21 protein-coding genes and 1 pseudogene are annotated in these 20,834 nt (G+C 51.4%); 6 read left to right on the top strand and 16 right to left on the bottom strand.

What is annotated here, in order from left to right; genetic code table 11:
• Window positions 1-60 precede the first annotated feature (60 nt).
• The 6 genes from O3S68_RS08630 to O3S68_RS08605 all read right to left on the bottom strand — a co-directional run bounded on the left by O3S68_RS08630 (window position 61) and on the right by O3S68_RS08605 (window position 4,213).
• Window positions 61-840 carry a BPL-N domain-containing protein gene (locus O3S68_RS08630; protein ID WP_269231674.1) on the bottom strand — a complete coding sequence of 260 codons (780 nt, stop codon included), beginning with the start codon at window positions 838-840 and terminating at the stop codon, window positions 61-63.
• A 473-nt stretch (window positions 841-1,313) separates the two neighbouring features.
• A complete protein-coding gene (locus O3S68_RS08625; protein WP_269231293.1) occupies window positions 1,314-1,847 on the bottom strand; it encodes a glyoxalase superfamily protein in 534 nt (177 codons plus the stop codon).
• A 274-nt stretch (window positions 1,848-2,121) separates the two neighbouring features.
• A complete protein-coding gene (locus O3S68_RS08620) occupies window positions 2,122-2,349 on the bottom strand; it encodes a hypothetical protein (protein ID WP_269231292.1) in 228 nt (75 codons plus the stop codon).
• 336 nt (window positions 2,350-2,685) lie between these two features.
• Window positions 2,686-3,249, bottom strand: a complete 564-nt coding sequence (locus tag O3S68_RS08615; RefSeq protein WP_269231291.1) for a GNAT family N-acetyltransferase — start codon at window positions 3,247-3,249, stop codon at window positions 2,686-2,688.
• A gap of 33 nt (window positions 3,250-3,282) precedes the next feature.
• The gene (locus O3S68_RS08610) at window positions 3,283-3,666 is read right to left on the bottom strand and encodes a Rid family hydrolase (protein WP_269231290.1); all 384 of its coding nucleotides are present in this window, start codon (window positions 3,664-3,666) and stop codon (window positions 3,283-3,285) included.
• 115 nt (window positions 3,667-3,781) lie between these two features.
• Window positions 3,782-4,213 (bottom strand): polyketide cyclase, encoded by a 432-nt coding sequence (locus O3S68_RS08605; RefSeq protein WP_269231289.1) that lies wholly within the window; start codon window positions 4,211-4,213, stop codon window positions 3,782-3,784.
• A gap of 1,074 nt (window positions 4,214-5,287) precedes the next feature.
• Between O3S68_RS08605 and O3S68_RS08600 the strand changes: the two genes are divergently transcribed.
• Complete coding sequence (locus O3S68_RS08600; protein WP_269231288.1) at window positions 5,288-6,244, top strand: D-2-hydroxyacid dehydrogenase family protein; 957 nt, start codon at window positions 5,288-5,290, stop codon at window positions 6,242-6,244.
• Window positions 6,245-6,940: 696 nt separating this feature from the next.
• Here the strand turns inward: O3S68_RS08600 and O3S68_RS08595 are convergent.
• Together O3S68_RS08595 and O3S68_RS08590 are read right to left on the bottom strand one after the other, a co-directional pair.
• The gene (locus tag O3S68_RS08595) at window positions 6,941-7,186 is read right to left on the bottom strand and encodes an Imm74 family immunity protein (RefSeq protein ID WP_269231287.1); all 246 of its coding nucleotides are present in this window, start codon (window positions 7,184-7,186) and stop codon (window positions 6,941-6,943) included.
• 597 nt (window positions 7,187-7,783) lie between these two features.
• Window positions 7,784-8,515, bottom strand: a complete 732-nt coding sequence (locus O3S68_RS08590; protein ID WP_020457343.1) for an SDR family NAD(P)-dependent oxidoreductase — start codon at window positions 8,513-8,515, stop codon at window positions 7,784-7,786.
• Between the two features lie 101 nt (window positions 8,516-8,616).
• Between O3S68_RS08590 and O3S68_RS08585 the strand changes: the two genes are divergently transcribed.
• A complete protein-coding gene (locus O3S68_RS08585; protein WP_020457344.1) occupies window positions 8,617-9,018 on the top strand; it encodes a winged helix-turn-helix transcriptional regulator in 402 nt (133 codons plus the stop codon).
• A 103-nt stretch (window positions 9,019-9,121) separates the two neighbouring features.
• Here the strand turns inward: O3S68_RS08585 and O3S68_RS08580 are convergent, their stop codons facing one another.
• Both O3S68_RS08580 and O3S68_RS08575 read right to left on the bottom strand, forming a co-directional pair.
• On the bottom strand, window positions 9,122-9,835 hold the full coding sequence (locus O3S68_RS08580) for an SDR family oxidoreductase (protein ID WP_269231286.1): 714 nt from the start codon (window positions 9,833-9,835) through the stop codon (window positions 9,122-9,124).
• A 13-nt stretch (window positions 9,836-9,848) separates the two neighbouring features.
• On the bottom strand, window positions 9,849-10,595 hold the full coding sequence (locus O3S68_RS08575; protein WP_269231285.1) for an SDR family NAD(P)-dependent oxidoreductase: 747 nt from the start codon (window positions 10,593-10,595) through the stop codon (window positions 9,849-9,851).
• A gap of 371 nt (window positions 10,596-10,966) precedes the next feature.
• Here O3S68_RS08575 and O3S68_RS08570 point away from each other — a divergent pair, with 371 nt between their 5' ends.
• Window positions 10,967-11,893 (top strand): AraC family transcriptional regulator, encoded by a 927-nt coding sequence (locus tag O3S68_RS08570; RefSeq protein ID WP_269231284.1) that lies wholly within the window; start codon window positions 10,967-10,969, stop codon window positions 11,891-11,893.
• Between the two features lie 108 nt (window positions 11,894-12,001).
• On the opposite strand, the gene O3S68_RS08565 is transcribed toward O3S68_RS08570, so the two are convergent.
• The 6 genes and pseudogenes from O3S68_RS08565 to O3S68_RS08540 all read right to left on the bottom strand — a co-directional run bounded on the left by O3S68_RS08565 (window position 12,002) and on the right by O3S68_RS08540 (window position 16,883).
• A complete protein-coding gene (locus O3S68_RS08565; RefSeq protein ID WP_331275949.1) occupies window positions 12,002-13,273 on the bottom strand; it encodes an alanine racemase in 1,272 nt (423 codons plus the stop codon).
• Window positions 13,274-13,284: 11 nt separating this feature from the next.
• Window positions 13,285-14,021 (bottom strand): annotated as a pseudogene (locus O3S68_RS08560) (amino acid ABC transporter ATP-binding protein).
• On the bottom strand, window positions 14,018-14,662 hold the full coding sequence (locus O3S68_RS08555; protein ID WP_045506919.1) for an amino acid ABC transporter permease: 645 nt from the start codon (window positions 14,660-14,662) through the stop codon (window positions 14,018-14,020). The pseudogene O3S68_RS08560 and the gene O3S68_RS08555 overlap by 4 nt, the downstream one beginning before the upstream one ends.
• Window positions 14,659-15,396, bottom strand: a complete 738-nt coding sequence (locus tag O3S68_RS08550) for an amino acid ABC transporter permease (protein WP_249882263.1) — start codon at window positions 15,394-15,396, stop codon at window positions 14,659-14,661. The genes O3S68_RS08555 and O3S68_RS08550 overlap by 4 nt, the downstream gene beginning before the upstream one ends.
• A 53-nt stretch (window positions 15,397-15,449) precedes the next feature.
• Entirely contained in the window at window positions 15,450-16,289 is an 840-nt protein-coding gene (locus O3S68_RS08545; RefSeq protein WP_269231282.1) for an ABC transporter substrate-binding protein, read from the bottom strand.
• A 201-nt stretch (window positions 16,290-16,490) separates the two neighbouring features.
• Window positions 16,491-16,883, bottom strand: a complete 393-nt coding sequence (locus O3S68_RS08540) for a RidA family protein (protein ID WP_007372873.1) — start codon at window positions 16,881-16,883, stop codon at window positions 16,491-16,493.
• Window positions 16,884-17,287: 404 nt separating this feature from the next.
• Here O3S68_RS08540 and O3S68_RS08535 point away from each other — a divergent pair, with 404 nt between their 5' ends.
• The 3 genes from O3S68_RS08535 (at window position 17,288) to mmuM (ending at window position 20,722) form a co-directional block, all read left to right on the top strand.
• Window positions 17,288-18,040 carry an IclR family transcriptional regulator gene (locus O3S68_RS08535; protein ID WP_097407862.1) on the top strand — a complete coding sequence of 251 codons (753 nt, stop codon included), beginning with the start codon at window positions 17,288-17,290 and terminating at the stop codon, window positions 18,038-18,040.
• A gap of 362 nt (window positions 18,041-18,402) precedes the next feature.
• Entirely contained in the window at window positions 18,403-19,803 is a 1,401-nt protein-coding gene (mmuP, locus tag O3S68_RS08530) for an S-methylmethionine permease (protein WP_269231281.1), read from the top strand.
• Window positions 19,790-20,722 carry a homocysteine S-methyltransferase gene (mmuM, locus tag O3S68_RS08525; RefSeq protein WP_269231280.1) on the top strand — a complete coding sequence of 311 codons (933 nt, stop codon included), beginning with the start codon at window positions 19,790-19,792 and terminating at the stop codon, window positions 20,720-20,722. Before mmuP ends, mmuM begins: the two co-directional genes overlap by 14 nt.
• Window positions 20,723-20,834: the final 112 nt, after the last annotated feature.

Genomic DNA, 20,834 nt, shown 5'->3' with positions numbered 1-20,834 from the left:
TACGAATACCCGATATCCAGGCGATGAGGGCGAGGAGGCGCGTATTGCCGCCGTTGGTGTTCAATCTTTCTGCGGGTCCAGATATTTCAGCAGGCGTGTCATTTTGCTTGCGGCAGGGATATACCCGGGTTTGCTTGCGTCAATCCAGCTTTCATCAGCTTCTGGATGAGGGCCGGTAAGCACAACCTTACCTTTTCCAAAGGTGTAGGCCGCCATTGCAACGTCGCCATTCAGGTAATAAGCGATGGGGGTATAGCCGGGGCTTTCAGCGCTGTTACTCAGATAGGGGCCATCCTGATAGTAAAACGATTCCTCTTTGCCTCCCCATTTAACGGAAAGCGTGTAGTCTCCTTCGTCATTAGCCTCTGCACCCGGCCTGCCAGCTTCTGAATCAAGGGGGGCATTGATAAGCCCTATCCAGTCTTTGTCAGCAAGATAAGCGCCCATACATATCCCAAGATACCCCTTACCGGAACGGACAAAATCCCGGATCGCGTCAGCGCCCTCATCACCTATCGCATCGTAAGCCGCAGGAATGTCCTGTCCGCCGCCAGGCTGAATATACAAATCAAAACCCTTCAGGTTCTGGCGGTTCAACGTGAGCTTTTCGTTCTCACCCATATAGCTGATGGAGAGTTTCAGGCCGGTATTAACGAGCGATTTTACAACCATTTCCGAGCAGCCCTCGCAACCCGCTTCCCCCCGGTAAACCGCGATCTTCACAGGTTTGCTGTCTGCAGAGTGAGCTGAAGGTGTATACCCTGTCGTGAAGAGAGTCAGCGCAGCGGTAAATATAAAAATGTTCAGGTGACGTCTGGAAAGGAGCGCTTCAGATTTCATTAAACATTCCTGAGTTTTTAAATGCCAATAGGGCTGTTTACGGGAAGGGAAAAACGGCAAATTAGCGCGTGCTCTCTGATTGACACGCAACCAGAAGGCGTTAAAAGCGCGTTGCCAGGCCTGAAACATCATTAATCCTGTCGTGTCATTTTCACCATTACTCCAGACGTCAGCCTTTCGCTCACCACTTTCCTGCGGCAGGGCTGGAGTAAAAACGGACATCGTTTAGCCACCATGGGATACATCCACTTTATCCGTTAAATTCTCAACGTTTCTATAACCGCTCGCAGAGCGGGCGACACATTGCAATGCGGGTAGTAGAGAAGGCGCCGGGGATTTGCCAGAAAACCGCGTGGTTGTTTATCGCGCATGGCAGACAAGGTTGCGTTATTGACAGGCTGGTTTGTGCCATTCATGACTGCCTTAATAAGGGGAAAGCGCCGGTGACGATCCCCCTGTTCAAGAAGGGCAAACTAGCTTTGTTGACAGAAGCGCAGCCGGTTGCCAAACGGGTCGTGGACTTCCATAACGTCTCCCCAGTCTTGCTTCACGATTTCCGGGCGGCCGTATCCATATTGCTTGCCGTGGAGTTCATTTCTCAACAGCTCGATATTATTCAAAGGGATAAATATCGTTGCGCCCGGGCTGGCGTCACCGTGATGTTCAGAAAGATGTAACTGCAACCCTTCTCTGGCAATGCCCATATACAGCGGTAAGCCAGGCTCGAACCGGTGTTCAAACTCAACGCTGAATGAGAGAAATTCAAGATAGAACTCCTGTGCTTTGCGGACATCAAAAATTCGCAGGATAGGGATGGGTTTGCTGAATTGGATTTGAGACTGTGGGATCTGCGGGGGCAACGTTGCTGCCGCTGTGTTCCAGTCTCTGAAGCCTAACTGGTGTGCAACCGTTTCGAGCGCGGTGGAATAAGAAAGCTTATGTTCACGCAACTCAAGAGAGGCTTTTAACTTTGCCGCCATTTGTTTGGCTTGCTCGATGGAAAACATATTTTCTCCTGCTGTCAGGAAATGGTGGTGCTCGCATTACCACGTCCCGACCATCAAGAGTTTTAAAATTAATGAGGTTGAGAACTTACATGCTTTCACCTTTTCCTTTCAGGAAGCGAGCGGCGGGCAGCACGGACCCTGAATGAGAATACCCAGGCTCGTGAAACGCCACAAGTTTTCAGGTTCGCATGAAGAGGGGGACTACCAATTCAGGTAGTTAGGGTGAATGGATGACTGTATTCGAGACGTTCTGCTCATAATCCTTCAATACAATTCACAATGCTCTATTTTTATAGGCTAACCATTCTACCCAGATATTTTCTGCATCGAGATCGGAATAGCCCCGGCTTGCAAGCATGTCATGGGCAATGTCCGTTGGTAAGTTAATAGCGGTAGCATTATCCCGTATCGACTCAACCTCATACCGGCTCAATTCGCGTCCGGTTTCTTTTTCCTGTTCTTCAAGCAATGCCACAAGAGAAGGGATGAATATAATTGTCATGGGGGTCATACTCCGTGATTTGCTGAATTAATTATCCTTACATGTATTGTCTCTCAGAGCACTTTCTTTATAACAATTGTGTGAATGTTATTGCAGCATGAGTGAGAGGGGCTAACGTCAGCTTCGTGCTGTGAGTTCAACGGATATCGCAAGTATATCGATAGATTAATGAGCAGGGGTAAAAACGTTTTTCATTTGAACGGGGTTTACGGGCGATTGTGTGATAGGGGAAATGGTATTGCGAATAACTATATTTCAATAAATTATAAATTTTAATTATTTTTCTTTCTGATGGTCTATTATCTTTGGTATTTCCCATTGTTTATCGTTATAACCTCACGCTTTTGTCGTCCATTCATTATTAAAAATTCTATAATGAAATTCATCGCTGGCCGAACCTTTGAAAAAATCCGCATCTTTCAGCTCGTTAATTTTCTTTAGTTTCAAAGATTCCACTAAACCAATTGAGGCCAGGTTACGAGAGTCAATCAATGCGTCGACATGAGATAAATGATAATGTTTAAATAAAAAATCTATTACTATACGCACACACTGTTTTGCCACCCCGCGTTTTTGATACCTGCCAAACACATGATAAGCAATATATGCCCAGTTTTTTTCAACCATAATGGTCGACTGGACATATCCAAGGTATGCACCAGACTGACGATGTATAATGACCCAGTTTAGCCATATTTGGCTCTTATCCGGCGAGTAACGCTGAGATATTCTCTCATAACGCGCTGTTAACTCATCCATGTTTGCCGGTGGGTTGGCCGGTATAAATTTATAATCGTCAACAGAACATAATCCTGCATACATTTCGTTAGCATGAGATTTATCTAAGGGTTCCAGGATATATAAATCCGACATCAAAGGCTCAATTAATTTAGCACTCACGGTGCAATCCTCATAAAATTTGACATGCGGAAATTACCTTTTAGCCACAATCCGCATTTCCACAAGCGCATTTTCTGGAATGAATTCTGATACTCCAATGGCGGACCATGCCGGGTATGGCGCCTTTATATACTCATCTTTTACTTTCGAAAAAACGTCTATATGTTTTTTAAGATCAATATGAAAAGTGGTCATCTCAAGTATATGTTCATAGCCCAAACCGGCGGCGTTTAAATAAACGCCAAGCTTATAAAACGCATCGTGGAATTGTTCTTCAGGATGCTTACTTATCGGTTTGTCCTTACGTGCTGCGGTAACACCTGAAAGGTACACTGTGCCATCAGCGTCGATGACGGGGGAGAAGTGCCAGTCATCGAAATAATGCTGAAATTCTTCAGGAACTATCGATTTTTTCATAATTTTTCTCAAATTGATGACTTAAGAAATGCCAGCATGTACCAAACCGTTATGCTCTGTGGCAATTACGCAGGATCATCATCCACCCGTCGACAAAACAGGAATTCAGATGCCATTACATTGAGCCTGTTTCGGCCAGGTATGTAACCAATCCTGCCATGACTTCCGGGAAGTCCGAGCTGATCCCCTCTCCGAAAGCCTTAGCCTGGGGACCCTGGGTACTGATTGCATACGTCACGATACTCTCATCGGGGCCGGATGCTTCAATACGATGTTCAACGTTGACCCGTGTTTCATCCACCCAGGTCTCGTCAATGAAATATTTTCCTTCGGAAACATCAGTAAGCTGACTACGGACAACCTCTCCTTCAGGTAACACCATTGTGAACCATGTTCCCGTATGAAATGGCCCCTCGATAGTGATTGACTTTACGCCAGGGTTCCATCGTTTCCAGTTATTGATGTCGACAAAGGCCTGCCATATTGCTTTCGGCTGGCTTTTTACAGTGAGTGTATAGCGCTTGCTCCAGGCGTTGTTTTCATTCATAAAATTGCTCGTCAGATACAGTAAGTGGGCATAGTGAATGTGTACTTATAATGGTGTAACGGCAAAAATGCCAAACCTCATTTTTCGTTCCGGGAGAGTCAATCTCGTTCAGGCAGGCATCTCAACACATAATCACTCGCCAGCAGACCAGTGAAAGGGCTGCTGGGATGTGACGCGGGTGGCGCTTTAAACGGTAATTTGAATGGCTAAAAGAATATAAAAAGGTCCGCTTCTCGCAGAGTAGCCTTTCAGCTCACCGCCCCCCTTCGTCGGGAGTTAAACCTCACGGAATTTCTGACAACACATGGAATTGGTTGGGCTGGGATGTCGTTTCAGATTCGACCTGTGAGTTTTGCAGACCTTAAAACCCGGTGTAAGGCTATGAATCCACATACAGGGTAACAGCATGACCTGTATGACCTTTTGTTTCTCAATTGCTTGTTTTAAGGCTTCTGCCCATCAATGAAATACCGTCGTTCAAGCCTTGATTAAAAAATTGCGTTGCCATGGTTTCAGATGTCCTGGTCCGAAAAGTGACGACGCCAGTGGAGTTCCTCGTGCACTATCGGCGGTTCACAGGTTCAATATCCTCTTACAAACGCAGCGACATCTGCTGCGTTACGGTTGTGGTGTGATTGCAGTGCACTTGGAGAGTTTATTCCTCTCTGACGCTTTCGCTGTTTTGACTTTTAAATTCAACCATCCAAACAGAAAGATGTAGCGTTCGAAATATTGATATCTTTTAAATGAAATAAAATGATCGCCCATGGATGGTTTTGAGGTTCAGGTCTAAGTGGAACCGCATCTAATCTGGCTTTACAGTGGAGTAATCAATCTCAGTATAAAGTTTTATTTTGGATATGTATTGTTTCGTAATTTTAAATACTGGTGTAAAACAAATAAAAAAATAACATTCCTTTAACGTGGTCTTTACAAGAAGCATCTTCCTGATAAACTTAAATTGTTCAGCAAATGGATCATTATTAGTGGCAGGGAAAGCTAAATAATAAGATATAGCTTCGTCCTTGTTTGAAATAATATGAAAGTGAAACTAATCCAGAATCAGGGTGAAGAATGCCTATTCAAGTTCTTATTCCAGATGATTACCAGTTAGCTACGACTTCGCTTAAATTTCTGCAAAGCAATGATAAATACTCCTGTGTTTCCGTTGGGGATTTGAGTAAAACTCCCCATATTGAAAACCAGCTTGCTACTGCACAGGCATTAATATTAATCAGAGAGCGAACGGTTATTGATGACGCTTTTTTAAGACGTACGCCTAATCTGAAACTGATCAGTCAAACTGGCAAGTTAGCCAGAAATGTCGATATTGATGCATGTACCCGGGCCGGTGTTGCCATAGTTGAAGGTATTGGTTCGCCTGTTGCACCTGCTGAATTAACATGGTTGTTAATTATGGCTTCCAGAAGAAAATTAATTTCATCAGTGGACGCCATGAAAAAAGGGTTGTGGCAGACAGAAATGGGTTCTGCAGTAAATAACCAACTTATTGGAATACTGGGATACGGGAAAATAGGCAAGAAGATTGCAAATTATGCTCAGGCATTCGGGATGCGGGTTCAAATATGGGGGAGTGAGCGCGCGCAAGAAGAAGCTCGTGCCGTTGGATTGCATGTGCCGGAAAACCGAGAGCAGTTTTTTTCCACTTCTGACATCATCACAGTACATCAACGCCTGGTGGCGCAAACTGAAGGAAATATTACCCTCAGTGATCTTTCTAAAATGAAAGGGGATGCTTTATTTGTGAACACAAGTCGTGCTGAGCTTGTTTCAGACGGTGCGCTTTATGAGGCTTTGCGGCAAGGTCGTCCCGGATATGCAGCTCTGGATGTCTATGAGCAAGAACCTGTCTATGATACCGATAACCCTTTCTTACACATGCCGAACGTTCTGTGTACACCCCATCTGGGTTATGTAGAAAAAGCTGGGTATGAATTATATTTCAAAGCAGCCTTTGAGAATGTGGTTCGTTTCTTTGAAGGTGATACTACACACGTTATAAATCTCTGACTTAAAAAATAAAGGAAATAATAAGCGCATGTCAGCCCAACTACAGAGCAGGATCGTCTGGCGGGGTAGGGGTAGTCCAGCACGTTGCGGATCTGTGTTGCTGGTCGAGCATGACTGGCCATTCGGTCTGAGAAAACAGTAGCTTACGCATGTTCGGTTGTGATGATTTCGAAATAATTCGTCAGGCGGCGATTGAAGGGCTGGGGATCGTGTTCCTGCTTACGGGTCGCGGGGGATGACATTAACAGTGGCGCGTTGGCACTCCTCTTTTCGGAGATATTCACGCAACTATATGTATTTGCAGAAATATATGTGCTACGCGCGTTACGTCATCCGCTTACAGCGGCACGGGATTTCTCGACGCATTGCGTGAATTCATCGGACATCCTGCAAAATGGTCAACACTTCGCTGTCAGCTCTGATGACTTAAGCAACCCTGCCATTTTTATATTGTGCGAGCTTCCGCTCCTCGCTCAGGGCTGCCTGTTAAATTTCTCGCATTCAGTATGAGAGGTAACAGTCTCATCGCGGATTAACTGAATACCCTTGGCCGACGCCGAAATGACGAAAGTAGGCGGGTCTACCAGCAGTTCTGCACTAAGCTGCGCATCGAAGCCGGATTGTGCCTGTTATTATTTAGTTGTTCTCGCAACCGATAGCCCAATGTTAACTGCCCCTCCAGAACCTTTTGCCATACTAATGTTCAATTTCTAAGGTATGCCCTCCCTTGGAAAAATCGGCCTGAATATCAGCAATAACCATATCGATATCATCGCCAGTCATAACCTGACTTTGGTTAGGCGCATCCCAAAACCTCAAAGCCCCCTTGTACAATACAAAGCCAATTTTATCTTTACTGGAAAAGAACATCTCACCTTGAACGGTCGCCGTTCTATCTCCAATTTTTACTTGGATATGACCCCGAGAGACTTCAAGAATCATAATTCCCCCTCACGTAAATAGCTTTCTCGCCCATTCTTACAGGATCAATAGTAATAATTTCTTCTACATTAGGATTTTTCATCAACGCAGGCAACTCAGCTCTTTCCCAGACTTTTCAGGTCGCAGACTCTGCCCGAATACTGCACGCACCGTTCCTGAGACTCCATTTGCATACCCTGACTTGCTCACCGTTTATAGACATACGGCGTTGTTAGTAATGCCTTTATCGCTGCAAGAGCAACTTCGAGCTTCCGCTCCTCGCTCAGGGCTGCCTGTCATGTACGTTGCATTACCGGCGCTGCACCAACCCTTCGCCCTGCGTTCTGCACAAGGAAAAGACTGACCCTCACTGCGCAAAAAGCGACCAGTCCAGTGACAGGGACGCTGGCCGGGACCAGCCTGGTCAGCACATGGCCATAAACCTGGCGAGTCGGGTGGTTCTCTGTTACGAGCGCTGTCCGTACCAGCCAACGTGCTGTACCCGCATCAACACTTTCTTTCTCGCGCGGTGTGCGCATTTGCAGACTGGATATCAGATATCATCTGATATTGCCGTTACTTTGAACGGCCATCCCGGGATGGCCGTCGAATGAAGGTTTAAACCTGCGTCATGCCGCCATCAACGCAAATCTCAGCACCTGCTATATAGCAACTCTCGTCACTGGCGAGGAAAAATGCAGCGTTGGCTACCTCTTCAGGCTGGCCCATTCTGCCAAGTGGTATTGCGCTGGTTAAGCCTTTACGCACCTCATCAGAGGTTGCGGCCATCATGTCTGTGTCTATCGGTCCGGGTGCAACAACGTTAACGCGGATACCGCGCGCGGCAAGTTCGCGTGTCCAGGTGCGGGCAAAAGAGCGCAGTGCGGCTTTGCTGGCCGAGTAAACGCCGTATCCATGTGTGCCGAGAACATCAGCAATTGAACCGATGAGAACGACACTGCTGCCGGGTTTCAACAAAGGCAATGCTGCCTGTAGAGCAAAAACGGGGGAGCGAACATTCAGGCCAAATGTCTGGTCAAAATGCTCTTCACTTACCTCTTCAAGCGGGGCGTATTCCGACATTCCGGCATTGATGATCAGGATATCTATCTGACCTGATTTTTCAGCAATGGTCTGCATGATACGGCTCAGTTCGTTCTTCTGACTGACATCAGCCTGCAGCGGCATCGCGGTTCCTGATATTTTGCTTTTGGCTGTCTCAAGCTCTTCTGCCCGCCGTGAAGTGAACCAGGTAACAGCCCCCTCGGTGGCTAAACGCTGGCTGATCGCCAGCCCAATCCCTTTTGCACCACCAAGCACCACAGCGACTTTTTTCTCTATCTTGCCCATCTGATTTCTCCGGTTGAGGTCTCGAAAACAGATGATATAAATTCTATACTTAATATCAATTACGCACTTTCGCTATACCAACTATAAGTGACTATACCGCCATGCCAGAAAACCACGATAATTGCCTGATAGAACAACGAAATACCCGCCTGGTGTTAGAACATATCACCAATAAATGGTCGATATTAATTCTGACGGTGCTGTGTACGGAACCTTGCCGGTTCAATGAACTTCGCCGACGGCTGGACGGAATTACCCACAAAGCGCTGGCCGATGCGCTGAAACGGCTGGAGCGAAACGGTTTAATTGATCGTCACGTTCTCTCCACGCATCCGGTGAGTGTGGAATACACCATTACGCCGCTGGCGCAGTCACTGCAGCAGCCTTTTATTGCGCTGGCGAACTGGGCGCAGGAGTTTGGTCCGGCCATTGCACTGGCGCAGGCTGAATACGATCGAACGCATGCGGAGGAAAATAAATACGACAGGCGGGTTGAGGCCTGAGCAATCCCCCCGGCTCTCTGAATAACGCCAACAGGCTAACCCCGGATGTGTATTCCCGGGGCCGGGGTAAACCTGGAAAAGATACAGGCTGCTTTGTCGGTTATTACCAGGGCCAGCTGTTGTTCTCGTAATCGAGGAATAAGTGGCTTCTGGCGTTGCGGTGTTGCTCAATCACACTGATCATGCCATTGACGCTGGTTTTTACATCGATCTCCGCATCCACCGTACCATCCAGCGTGCCCATCGCCGTCGCCACCCAGCCAGGATGAATCGACAGCACCGTCTGTGCTCCCTGGCTGATATCCATATATATACAACGCGCCAGCATATTCAGCGCCGCTTTACTGGCCCGGTAAAGCTCAAGACCGATCCCCGGTTCGGTATTGCTGGCGATACTCCCCCGATGCGACGACATGAAAACCAGGCTTCCCGCAGGCTTAAGTACCGGCAGGAGGTGCCGGGCCAGGCGGGCAGGGCCAAACGCATTGGTCAGCATAATTTGCTGGAATTCCGCGTCAGATGCCTGCAACACGGACTGATGCAAGGGGCCGTAAATTCCGGCCACCATAAAAATAACGTCAAACTGCCGTTCGCGGAGCCTGTCGAGAAGTGGCCCGATATGGGCGCTGTTGGTGACATCCATCTCGCTGGTCATCAGATTGCCAGGGTAGATCTCTGCCAGCGCGCGCAGGGCGGAGATATCCGCATCCGGTAAGTGTGTGGCGAAAACGTCCCACCCCCGTTCCAGATAGGTTGCTGTCAGCCCGTGACCCAGCCCTTTCTCGGCTCCGATAATTAAAATGCTCTGCTTTTTCATCACTGGCTCCTTGTTACTGTGCGGTATAACCGCCGTCTGCCATTAATACCGTTCCCGTCACGAAACTCGCTTTCGGTGAGGCAAGCCAGATAATGGCTTCCGCAATTTCTTCCGGCTGAGCCACTCGTCCAAGGGGATGCGCATGGCCGTAGCTGGCAAGCATCACCCGACTGTCTTCTACTATGTCGGACAGAATATTTGTTTCGACGACGCCGGGGGCGACGGCATTAACCCGGATGTCATACTCAGCGGCTTCCAGCGCCAGCACTTTCGTCAGTTGCGCGATGGCGCCTTTAGAAGCCGAATAAGCGGACGTGGCTTTCATGCCCACCATGCTCACTACGGAGGCCACATTGACAATCGCTCCCTGCCTGCGGGGCTGCATTACCTTCAGGCTTTCCCGGCTCAGGAGAAAATACCCTCTGGCATTAATGGCCATAATGCTGTCCCACTCTTCAACGGATGTTTCGGTAGCGAGTTTATTCAGGGTCTTGCCCGCATTGTTGATGAGAATGTCCACGCCGCCGAATTCCGCCTGCGCGAGAGTGAGGGCGCTGATGACTTCCTGTTCATGGCTGACATCGCATATCTGCGTCACCACCTGATTGCGCTGTGCCAGGGCCTGAACTGCCGGGTCGATATCGAGAGCCAGCACCTTAGCGTCATGACTAACAAGACGTTTTACGGTGGACCTGCCAATATCACCTGCGGCACCGGTGACAATTGCCACTTTGTTCGTTAATCCCAAAAAATCTGCCATTTTTATTCCTCAAATTTTGCATTGCCTCGCCTGAACGTCATCGTCTTCAGCCGCCGGTATTGACCTGATTGCGCTGCCGATCTGACGGTGTGAAAAGCGGGGGATCTGTTCAAACTACGCCAGGCGCGACAGGCGGCAGCGAGGCGTCTCAGTGCGACGTTTTCCCGCCAGTGTCTGTCATAAGGCAGCATGTTGATTCACAAAGGAAATACATAACGTCTGCGCCTTTCTTTTGCTGCGAAAAGAATAGGGAAAGCAGAGCGATGCAACAATGAAGGTTCCTGTACAAAGATTATCTTTTTCTGTCAGAATTGGGTTCGATAACCTTATACAGACGCAAAAAATTATCTTTTTATATATTCGGGGGTGCAGTGTCCGGACTTACCTCAAGCCTTACGCAAAAAATGATCCCTGCTTTGCTGGCGCTTGCGCCTGATGAGGGCTACTCGCGCACCCGTATGACGGCGATAAAACTGTTGCGGGTCAATGAGTCGATGCCCCATACGCCCGTCCTTTACGAACCGTGCATTGTCATTGTGCTGCAGGGAAAGAAAACCGCTTTGATGGGCGGGCGGGAATTTACCTACGATCCCGGACATTATCTGGTGGTCTCAGCGCCTCTTCCTTTCAACAGCCAGACGACTGCCAGCCAGCAAGAACCGCTGCTGGCTATGTCCGTATCGCTTGATGTCGCCACGATTGCCGAATTACTGATTGAAATGGGCGAAAGCGAAGTAAGCGAAAATGAGCAGGCGGGAATCATGTTTTCCAGCCCGCTGGGAGAAGAACTGGCCGACACGGTATATCGCCTTCTGCTGGCGCTTTCTGATGAGGAGCAGGCCAGAATTCTGGGGCCGGGTATTCTGAAAGAACTTTATTATCGCGTCCTGATCGATACGCAGGGAGCCGCCATCAGAGCGGCCCTCTCCGGTAAAGGGCATTTCAGACAAATTGCTGCCGCCATCCGCACGATGCATACCCGGTTTATGGAGCCTGTTGACGTGGAGACGCTGGCGAAAGAAGCAGGCATGAGCTCTCCCTCTTTTCATCGCCATTTCAGGGCATTCACTGGCACAACACCCAAACAGTATCTGATTTCCATCAGGCTGCACCAGGCGCGTTTTTTAATGGTGAAGCGCAATGTCACGGCCAGCGAAGCCTCTTTCAGGGTTGGCTACCTCAGTCCGACACAATTTAGCAGAGAATTCAGCCGGTTCTTTGGGTGCCCACCGCAAAAGGAAGCGCAGCGTTTACGCCATTTATTAAAAGTGAAAGCCGAATCGTACTGGCCGGAATAATCGCTTCCCGGCCTGCATGTCGTGGTAGTTAAAGAACGGATAAGCGCGGTGCAGTCGCACAGGTAAAAACAGCACGACCTATCGCGCCGTTACCGCCCGATGTTTGGCTCAGAATGCGGTTTCCAGTGAATCCGTGACGCAGTAATCATCGTCAACCAGCGGCAAGTACCGCCATTTATCGAAGGCGGTACAGGGATGCGAAATACCACAACCCACCCAGTCGCCGGGCTTTAACGCATCCTCTTGCGGCAGCAACAAATAGGCATGTTGATCGTTCACCTCGCTAATACGCATGCCAGACGCAGCACGCGGGGCGCTGCCATCGATATTGCGCACCCACAGCGGATTGGGCAGATCCTGATCGAACGGCACATCGCGGCGTCCGAAATCAACAAACGCGAGGCCTGGCTCGGGGCGCGACAACACCCGTCCCCAGATCTCCAGCGCAGCGGTGAAATGATGCGTAGCTCCGGGCTGCGCAAAAGGCGCAATGCGCGCGTACAGCCCGCTGTCGTGCGCCATGTAAGCGCCGGATCGAATCAGCGGCGTCATGGGCAGTGGCAGCTTCGCGGCCGTAAAACACGCCGATACCACGTCGAACCATGCGCCGCCACCGGCACTGAGGATAATCTGCTCGCTGGCAAACAACTGTTTTTCAGCCAGCAGCGCCGCCGTGTCGATCAGCATCTGGCAGTAATCTTTGACGCGCTGCACGCCTGCGGCATCACGTCCGGCACCGAGTGCGCCTTCATAACCCGCAACACCCACCAGTTGCAGGGCAGGGCTGGCGGCAATCGCGGCGGCAATCTCCAGTGCTTCAGCGGGTGAACGGCAGCCGGTGCGCCCGCCGCTGACTGACATTTCCAGCAGGACTGCAATGCGGCTGTCGCCGAGATGCTGCTCCAGCAGACGAACACCCTGCAGCGAATCGACGTAGCACAGGAAATTATGGTCGGGATGCTGTTGTTGCCATTCGCCTATCCAGCGAATGCCTGCAGGGTCGACCAGTTCATTGGCGAGGAAGACGTTACGAATGCCGAACTGGCGCAAGGCGCGAACCTGCGCAGGGGTGGCGGCGCTCAATCCCCAGGCACCGCCTTCAGTGACGGCGCGGCGCAGGATCGCCGCAGACATTGAGGTCTTGCCGTGTGCCGCCAGCATTACGCCTTGCTCACGACAAAACGCTGCCAGCTGACGCAGGTTATTCTCCAGCGCGGATTGCTTCATCAACATCAGTGGGGAAAACACATCCGGGCTGTTAAAGACCTGGACACCGTTAGCCAGCGGCTGATTACCGGATCCGGCGACCGATTTAAAACGCGGCGCAGGCTGCAGCGCATCCAGCGCGCCGTCCGCCTGCAGGGGAAAGTGAATCGACATCATGCCTCCTGTTAGTGCTCAAGCACACGCGCTAAGAACTGCTGGGTGCGCGGATTTTGCGGATTGACGAAGATCTGCTCCGGGAGCCCTGCTCGGCGATCACGCCCTGATCCATAAACACCACGCGGTCAGCGGTTTTACGCGCAAAACCCATTTCGTGGGTGACCACCACCATGGTCATACCTTCACGCGCCAGGCTGCGCATCACCTCCATCACTTCGCCAACCAGTTCGGGATCGAGCGCGGACGTCGCTTCATCGAAAAACATAATTTTCGGCTCCACCCCCAGCGCGCGGGCAATCGCCACGCGCTGCTGCTGACCGCCGGAGAGCTGGGCCGGATAATGGTGCGCGCGCTCGGCCAGCCCGACACGGCTCAGGGCCGCCATACCGCGTTTATTGGCTTCGGCCTCGGACAGTTTCTGCGCTTTAATCAACGCCAGCGTCACGTTACCGAGCGCGGTTTTATGGGGGAACAGATTGAACTGCTGAAACACCATGCCGACGTGGCCACAGATTTCGCTGCTGCGTTTGCGGTCGTGCAGCGGTACTTCATTCACCCAGATTTCCCCGCCATCGGCGGTTTCCAGCCCACTCATAATGCGTAATACAGTGCTTTTGCCGGAACCGGATGCACCAATCAGCACCAGCACTTCGCCGGGCGACACATCAAGGCTTATCTCTTTTAGTACCTGGGTTGAGCCAAAGGATTTGGTGATCCGGCTCAGCGTAATGGCGGATTTGCTCATGATAACTGGCTCCTGGTTTGATGATGTTGAACCCAACGGGAAAGCGGAAAGCAGACAACGAAGTAGAGCAGGGCCACCAGGCCGTAAATCACCACCGGCTGACCGATGCGATCGACAATGGCCTGGCCCTGGTGCATCAATTCCGACATGCCGATCATGCTGACAATCGAGGTATCTTTAATCAGCGAAAGATACTGACCCACCAGCGGCGGCAGCACGATGCCGCGCGTCTGCGGCAGGATCACGCTTAGAAACGTCTGGCGTTTTGTCAGACCAAGGATCCACGACACCTCCCACTGGCCTTTGGGGACAGCTTCAATCCCGGCGCGGAATACTTCGGCAATGTAAGCGCCCTGATAAATGCTCAGGCCAAGGATCCCGGCGGCGAACAGATTGATTTCATAGCCGAAGTACGCCACGCCGAAATAGATAAACATCAGCGTGATCAGTACCGGTGTCCCGCGAAACAGTTCGGTATAGAGCACGGCGATCTGCCTGGCGACTGGCAAACGGCTGGTGCGTAACACTGCCGCCAGTAACCCGAGCAGCGTGCTGCCAACGATAGCGGCGACAGAGAGCAGTAACGTGATGACCAAGCCTTTCAGCAGGATTGGCAGCGAGTTGATGATAAGTTCGCTCATAGGGCATTCTCCCGTTTCGCTGGGTTAATCAGCCATTTTTTTGCCCACTGCCAGCCGGGCTTTTTTACCGGCGTCACCAGCGGCGGATGGAACATCCGGCGTCCTGCCATGTTGCCAAGCCATGAGAACAGATTGCTCAGCACCAGATAGACCAGCGCGACAATACTGAAGGTCTGGATGTAGAGCAGGGTGCGCGCATTGATCACCGTTGCGGTGCCGGTCAGTTCAGGCAGCGCGATGGCGGAGAGCAGCGACGTGCCGAGCAGTAACTGAATCAGGTTATTGATAATGGCAGGCCACACCGCGCGCGCCGCCTGCGGCAGCACCACGCTGAGGAAGATCTGTCGGCGCGGGATCCCGAGGATATACGCCGCTTCGAGCTGCCCCTTTGCGACTGACTGAATGCCGGCGCGGAAGGTTTCCGACAGATAAGCGCCCACGTTAATCCCCAGCGCCAGCACGCCTGCGGTAAAGGCGCTCATGGTGATACCCAACGACGGCAGGCCAAAAAAGATGATGAAAATTTGCAACAGCACCGGGGTATTGCGGATGAACTCGACGTAACAGTGGCTGAGCCAGCGTACCGGCGCCAGCGGCGAGGATTTTGCCAGCGCAGCCAGCAGCCCAAGAGCCACCGCCAGGATAAACGCCAGCAGCGTGACCTGTAACGTCAGCCAGGCGGCGTCCAGAAAGGTGTCGGCGTAGCGCCACAGGGTTAGCCATTGATAACTCATGGTGTGACTCCTTCAGGCGGTGCAGCATCGGTTGCTGCACCGCGGGCGAACAATCAGTATTGCGGATTCAGCGGGTAGCGCGGTTTACTGCCAAACCATTTCTCATACAGCTGCGCGTTCTCGCCGGAGGCGTTGATTTCAAAAAGGAATTCGTTCAGATAGTTGGTCCACACCTGATCGCCCAGTTTCACGCCAAAGGCGTTGTACTCCAGCGGCACCAGCGCTTCGTTGGTCACGGTCAGCGACGGATCGAGCTTCGCCTGATAGGCGAGGAAGTTGTTATCTTCGATCATCGCATCAGCCTGTCCCTGCTTCACCGCCAGAATCGCCGCCTGGGATGAGTCATACTCCTGAATTTTCACGTCGATGCCGAGATTGCGCACTTCGTCGCCGTTAGTGGAACCTTTCACCGTGGCGATGGTTTTTCCGGCCATGTCATGCGCGGACTGAATGCCGCTGTTTTTACGCACCAGCATGGCTTCGCTCGCCACGACATACGGGTTGGTGAAACCGATCTCTTTGGCGCGCTCCAGATTGCGGGTGAAGTTACAGAACACCACGTCGACTTTATTGGTTTGCAGGTTAGGAATGCGGTTGGCGCTGGTGGTGTTGACCATCTCCAGTTTGACGCCCATCTCTTTCGCCAGCGCTTTGGCCAGATCGACGTCATAACCATCCGGGTTGCCGTCTTTATCGTAAAAACCAAACGGGGCAAAGCTCAGGCAGTCGCCCACGCGCAGTGTGCCGCGCTGCAGGACGGTTTGCAGTGCAGACTGCGGCACCGCACCCGCTTCTTTTTTCTCTTCGGTCGGCGTACAGCCTGCGGCAGCCAGCAATACCAGCGCGCCGGCCAGTGCTGCGGCACTTAATTTCAGCGATGTTGTTGCATTCATTTTTTATGCTCTCTTTTAATGTTTGACGAGACGGCGTAATACCGTGTCACCCGTGATAAGTCAGGCGACCGCCCGCGCAGCGGCAGCGCTGATTATTTCGGGATATTCTGGTGAAAAAGCAAAAGCATCAATTAATAACAGGCGGTCCTGGTGTTGACGAAGAAAAAAAATAAAAAGCGCAGCCTGTTTTAACGGTTTTAATTATTTGCGGTCAGCGCGGAAACATTTCATATCCACTTCCACTTTGCAGTCGACCACTAAATCCTGCACGCTACAAATACGTGCTGGCGGATTATCACTAAATATCTCTCTGAATACTTTATTAAATGAACTGAAATAGCGCGCGTCGGTTAATACCGCCGTAACGTGCACAACATCTTCCACGCGATAACCTGCTTCCCGCATGATGGTGAGACAGTTATCGAACGCCAGTTGCGTCTGTTCGATGATACCGCCTTCCACCACTTCGCCCTCGCGCATCGGTGTCTGGCCTGAGATATACAGCCAGCCATCGGCCTCAACTGCCCGTGCGAACGGCAGTTTCTGCCCACCCGTACCGGTGCCGCCTTCAATGCCATAACGCTTAATCGTCATGCAACGCTGCTCCTTTTGGTTCTGAGAATACCCGTTAGTGCCGGGTGTTTGTTGTCTGGTATATCAGACTGATATCTGCAATATCGGATAGAGCAAGATTTGCACAGGTTTTTTGCTTTTGCAATATATCGCGGAGAATTTAATTTCTCGTGATGTTGTCGCGATCGCAAAATAAAAAAGTAATGAAGGAAATTCCTGGCCGGAAATGTTACCGCTGTCGTTATTTAAAAAAATAACCTGCAGCTCATGCGCTAAAATGAGGCCCCAAAATAGAACAAAGAAATATAAACGCGGGCGATGAAATTTTAATTAACGGGGATGGGTTAACGACGACGCTGGGTGTATGATGCTTTTCTTTTTTACTGTCTGGCGCGACCGCCCGACTGCATCAGGAGAATTTGCTTATGCCGGACGAGAAGCCATCGCGGGCGCGCGGTGTTGACCGGGTTATCGACATTTTTCGCCAGTTGCATATCGCTCGTCAGCCCATGGCGATGCGCGATTTGATCGACGCCACCGGCGCGCCGCGTTCCAGCGTATATGAACTTGTTAACCTGCTGAGTGAGGCCGGGTTGCTTGAACTGGATGCCGACGGCGCGGTGTTCTTCGGCCGTGAAATGCACTATTACGGTGCGGACTACATGGCCCATAACGATCTGATCCGCCGCTCACATCAGTTAATGGTTGAGATCGTTGCCCGTCATGGCGAGACGGTGCAGCTCTGTATGCTGGAAGGGAATAAGTACACCGTCGTGCTGTCGGAAAGTAATGCCCACCCGTTCAAAATCACCTCAGATGTCGGGGTGCGGGTACCGATTCCGTGGACTGCCACCGGTCGCCTGCTGCTCAGTAACTGGTCGGATAGTGCCATTCTCGATCTCATTCCCGAAGAGGACTACCGTCTGGCGAGCGGGCAAGTCCTCGACAAACAGGCCTTCCTCGAAGATATCCATCGTGCCGGACAGCAGGGATATTGCCTGACGGAAGGCTTATCAGAGAGTTTTACCTGCTGTATGGCCGCACCGATTCGTTCCCGAAGCGGGCAAGCGGTCGCCGCAATCTGCTTTATGGTGAGTCGCGATACGCCGGAGGAGCGCCGTCAGATGTTGCTCAACGAGCTGATCGTTTCCGGGCAAAAATTATCGGATTTCACCTGAGTCCATAATCCATGTAATTGAAAATAATGGATTTGCGTCTCGTCGGGTTACACCAGAGGGCGCAGGGTTGTATCGCTTGCGTCGTTGCGCTGCGAAAGCCCGCTGGTATAACCCCTTCAAAAGGACTCATTCCCACAGCCACAGATATTTTCACTCCTGCGGCGGGGCATCCGGATACCCGACATTCTTATCTTGTTTCCTCCCGGTCGTGCGCTGAAAAAAACGCTTTCCCGATCTTTGTACGCCCCTTGCTTCTGCGTGTCTCAACCCGGATGTCAGCCTGGTGCTGGCCTTTTGTTGATAATGACGATATAAAGTACCCCGTAACGGACATTTAGACATCTATACGTTTAGAAGGTGGTATGCAAACACAACAAGAAAATGGCGAGCTTAAGCGAACCATGAAAACCCGCCATTTGATTATGCTGTCATTGGGCGGCGTCATTGGCACAGGATTATTTTTTAATACCGGATACATCATCTCCACTACGGGGGCGGCAGGGACACTGCTGGCGTATTTGATTGGGGCGCTGGTCGTCTGGCTGGTGATGCAGTGCCTTGGCGAGCTTTCCGTGGCGATGCCGGTAACCGGCGCTTTTCATGTCTATGCGGCGCGCTATATCGGTCCGGCGACAGGGTATACCGTGGCATGGCTATACTGGCTTACCTGGACAGTTGCACTGGGTTCAAGCTTTACCGCCGCCGGATTTTGTATGCAGTACTGGTTTCCGCAGGTTCCAGTCTGGATATGGAGTGCCCTGTTTTGTGCGGTAATTTTTTGTCTTAACGCGATTTCAACGCGTTTCTTTGCCGAAGGGGAGTTCTGGTTTTCGCTGGTTAAAGTCGCGACCATTCTCGTCTTCATCATCCTGGGTTGCGGGGTGATTTTCGGGTTTATCTCCCTGAAGGATGGTTCACCGTCGCCGGGGCTTTTTAACCTCACCAGTGAAGGCTGGTTCCCGCACGGCGGTTTGCCCATTCTGATGACCATGGTGGCGGTCAATTTTGCTTTTTCCGGTACGGAGCTTATCGGTATTGCGGCAGGTGAAACAGAAAATCCGCACCAGGCTATCCCGGTTGCGATCCGCGCGACGATTGCCCGCTTGATCCTGTTTTTTATCGGCACTGTTTTTGTTCTTGCCGCGCTGGTTCCAGCAAATGTGGCCGGAGTTGAGAAGAGCCCGTTTGTGCTGGTCTTTGAAAAAATCGGCATTCCGTATGCAGCAGATATTTTTAACTTTGTCATCCTGACCGCTATCCTTTCCGCGGCGAATTCCGGGCTCTACGCGTCGGGTCGTATGCTATGGTCGCTGGCAAACGAAAAAACGTTGCCGGGCTGTTTTGCCCGCGTCAACAAAAATGGCGTGCCGTTGATAGCACTTTCTGTCTCGATGCTTGGTGGTCTGCTGGCGCTGTTATCGAGTGTGATTGCCCCTGATACTGTCTTCGTTGCGCTCAGCGCCATTTCAGGCTTTGCTGTTGTCGCGGTCTGGCTCAGCATCTGCGCGGCCCACTTTGTCTTTCGTCGCCGCCACTTACAGTCGGGCAAGTCATCTGCGGCATTGAAATACCGGGCACCCTGGTATCCGCTGGTGCCGGTACTGGGATTCGTGCTGTGTCTGCTGGCCTGCATCGGACTGGCGTTCGATGCGGATCAACGCATTGCGCTCTATTGTGGTCTGCCGTTTGTCGCCTTTTGCTACGGTGCCTATTTTCTCACCCGGAAAACAACATTGAAGGAGGCTGACTATGCCGCAGAGTAACTCCCTGACCACGCTGCTTGAACATCATCCCTTTGCCGTGCTGGATGGTGCCCTGGCCACTGAGCTTGAAGCGCGCGGATGCAGCCTTGTCGATAATCTCTGGTCGGCCAAAGTGTTAATGGAAAATCCGCAGCGTATTCGGGACGTGCATCTGGATTACTTTCGGGCGGGCGCACAGATAGCCATTACCGCCAGTTACCAGGCCACACCCGCTGGTTTTGCGGCTCGCGGGCTGACTGAGGCGCAGTCGAAAGCGCTGATTGCACAGAGTGTGAAACTGGCAAAAGAGGCGAGTGACATTTATCGCTCAGAAAACCCCAATGCCGGTCCGCTGCTGGTGGCGGGCTCTGTTGGGCCATACGGTGCTTATCTGGCAGATGGCTCGGAGTATCGCGGCGACTACGCGTGCAGCCACGAGGCGTTTCAGGCATTTCATCGCCCGCGCATTGACGCATTGCTCAATGCCGGTGCCGATCTGCTGGCCTGTGAAACGTTACCTTCTTTCGCCGAAATCGTCGCGCTGGCAGACCTGCTATCTGAATACCCGCATGCGCAGGCGTGGTTCTCTTTTACCTTACGTGACGACAAGCATTTGAGCGATGGCACACCGCTGGTCCAGGTGGTAAATGCGCTGTCTGGTTGTCCCCAAATTGTTGCGCTGGGAATTAACTGTATTGCGCTGAGCAAAACCACCGCCGCCCTCAAACATCTGCAAAGCCTCAGTGCGCTGCCTCTGGTTGTCTATCCGAACTCTGGTGAAACCTATGACGCCGTTACTAAGGCGTGGCACACACATGGCGGGAGCAGCGGATCCTTAGCGGCATATTTGCCCCAGTGGTTAGCGGCGGGAGCGAGAATTATTGGCGGATGCTGCCGTACTACCCCGCAGGATATTGCCGCGCTGAGCGAACACCGTTAACGGCGAGGAAACTTACAAGGCTCGTGGGCCGGAAATTGTGGCCCACGCTGCCTGTCATCCGGCTGGCATGAAGATAAATCGCTCTCTGCGTTATCAATGGCTGGCGAAAAAT

Origin of the sequence: Kosakonia sp. SOY2, from assembly GCF_027109175.1 — a bacterium.
GTDB lineage: Bacteria > Pseudomonadota > Gammaproteobacteria > Enterobacterales > Enterobacteriaceae > Kosakonia.
The sequence above is the reverse complement of the archived record's forward strand: the minus strand, read 5'-3'. Positions and strand labels throughout refer to the sequence as shown.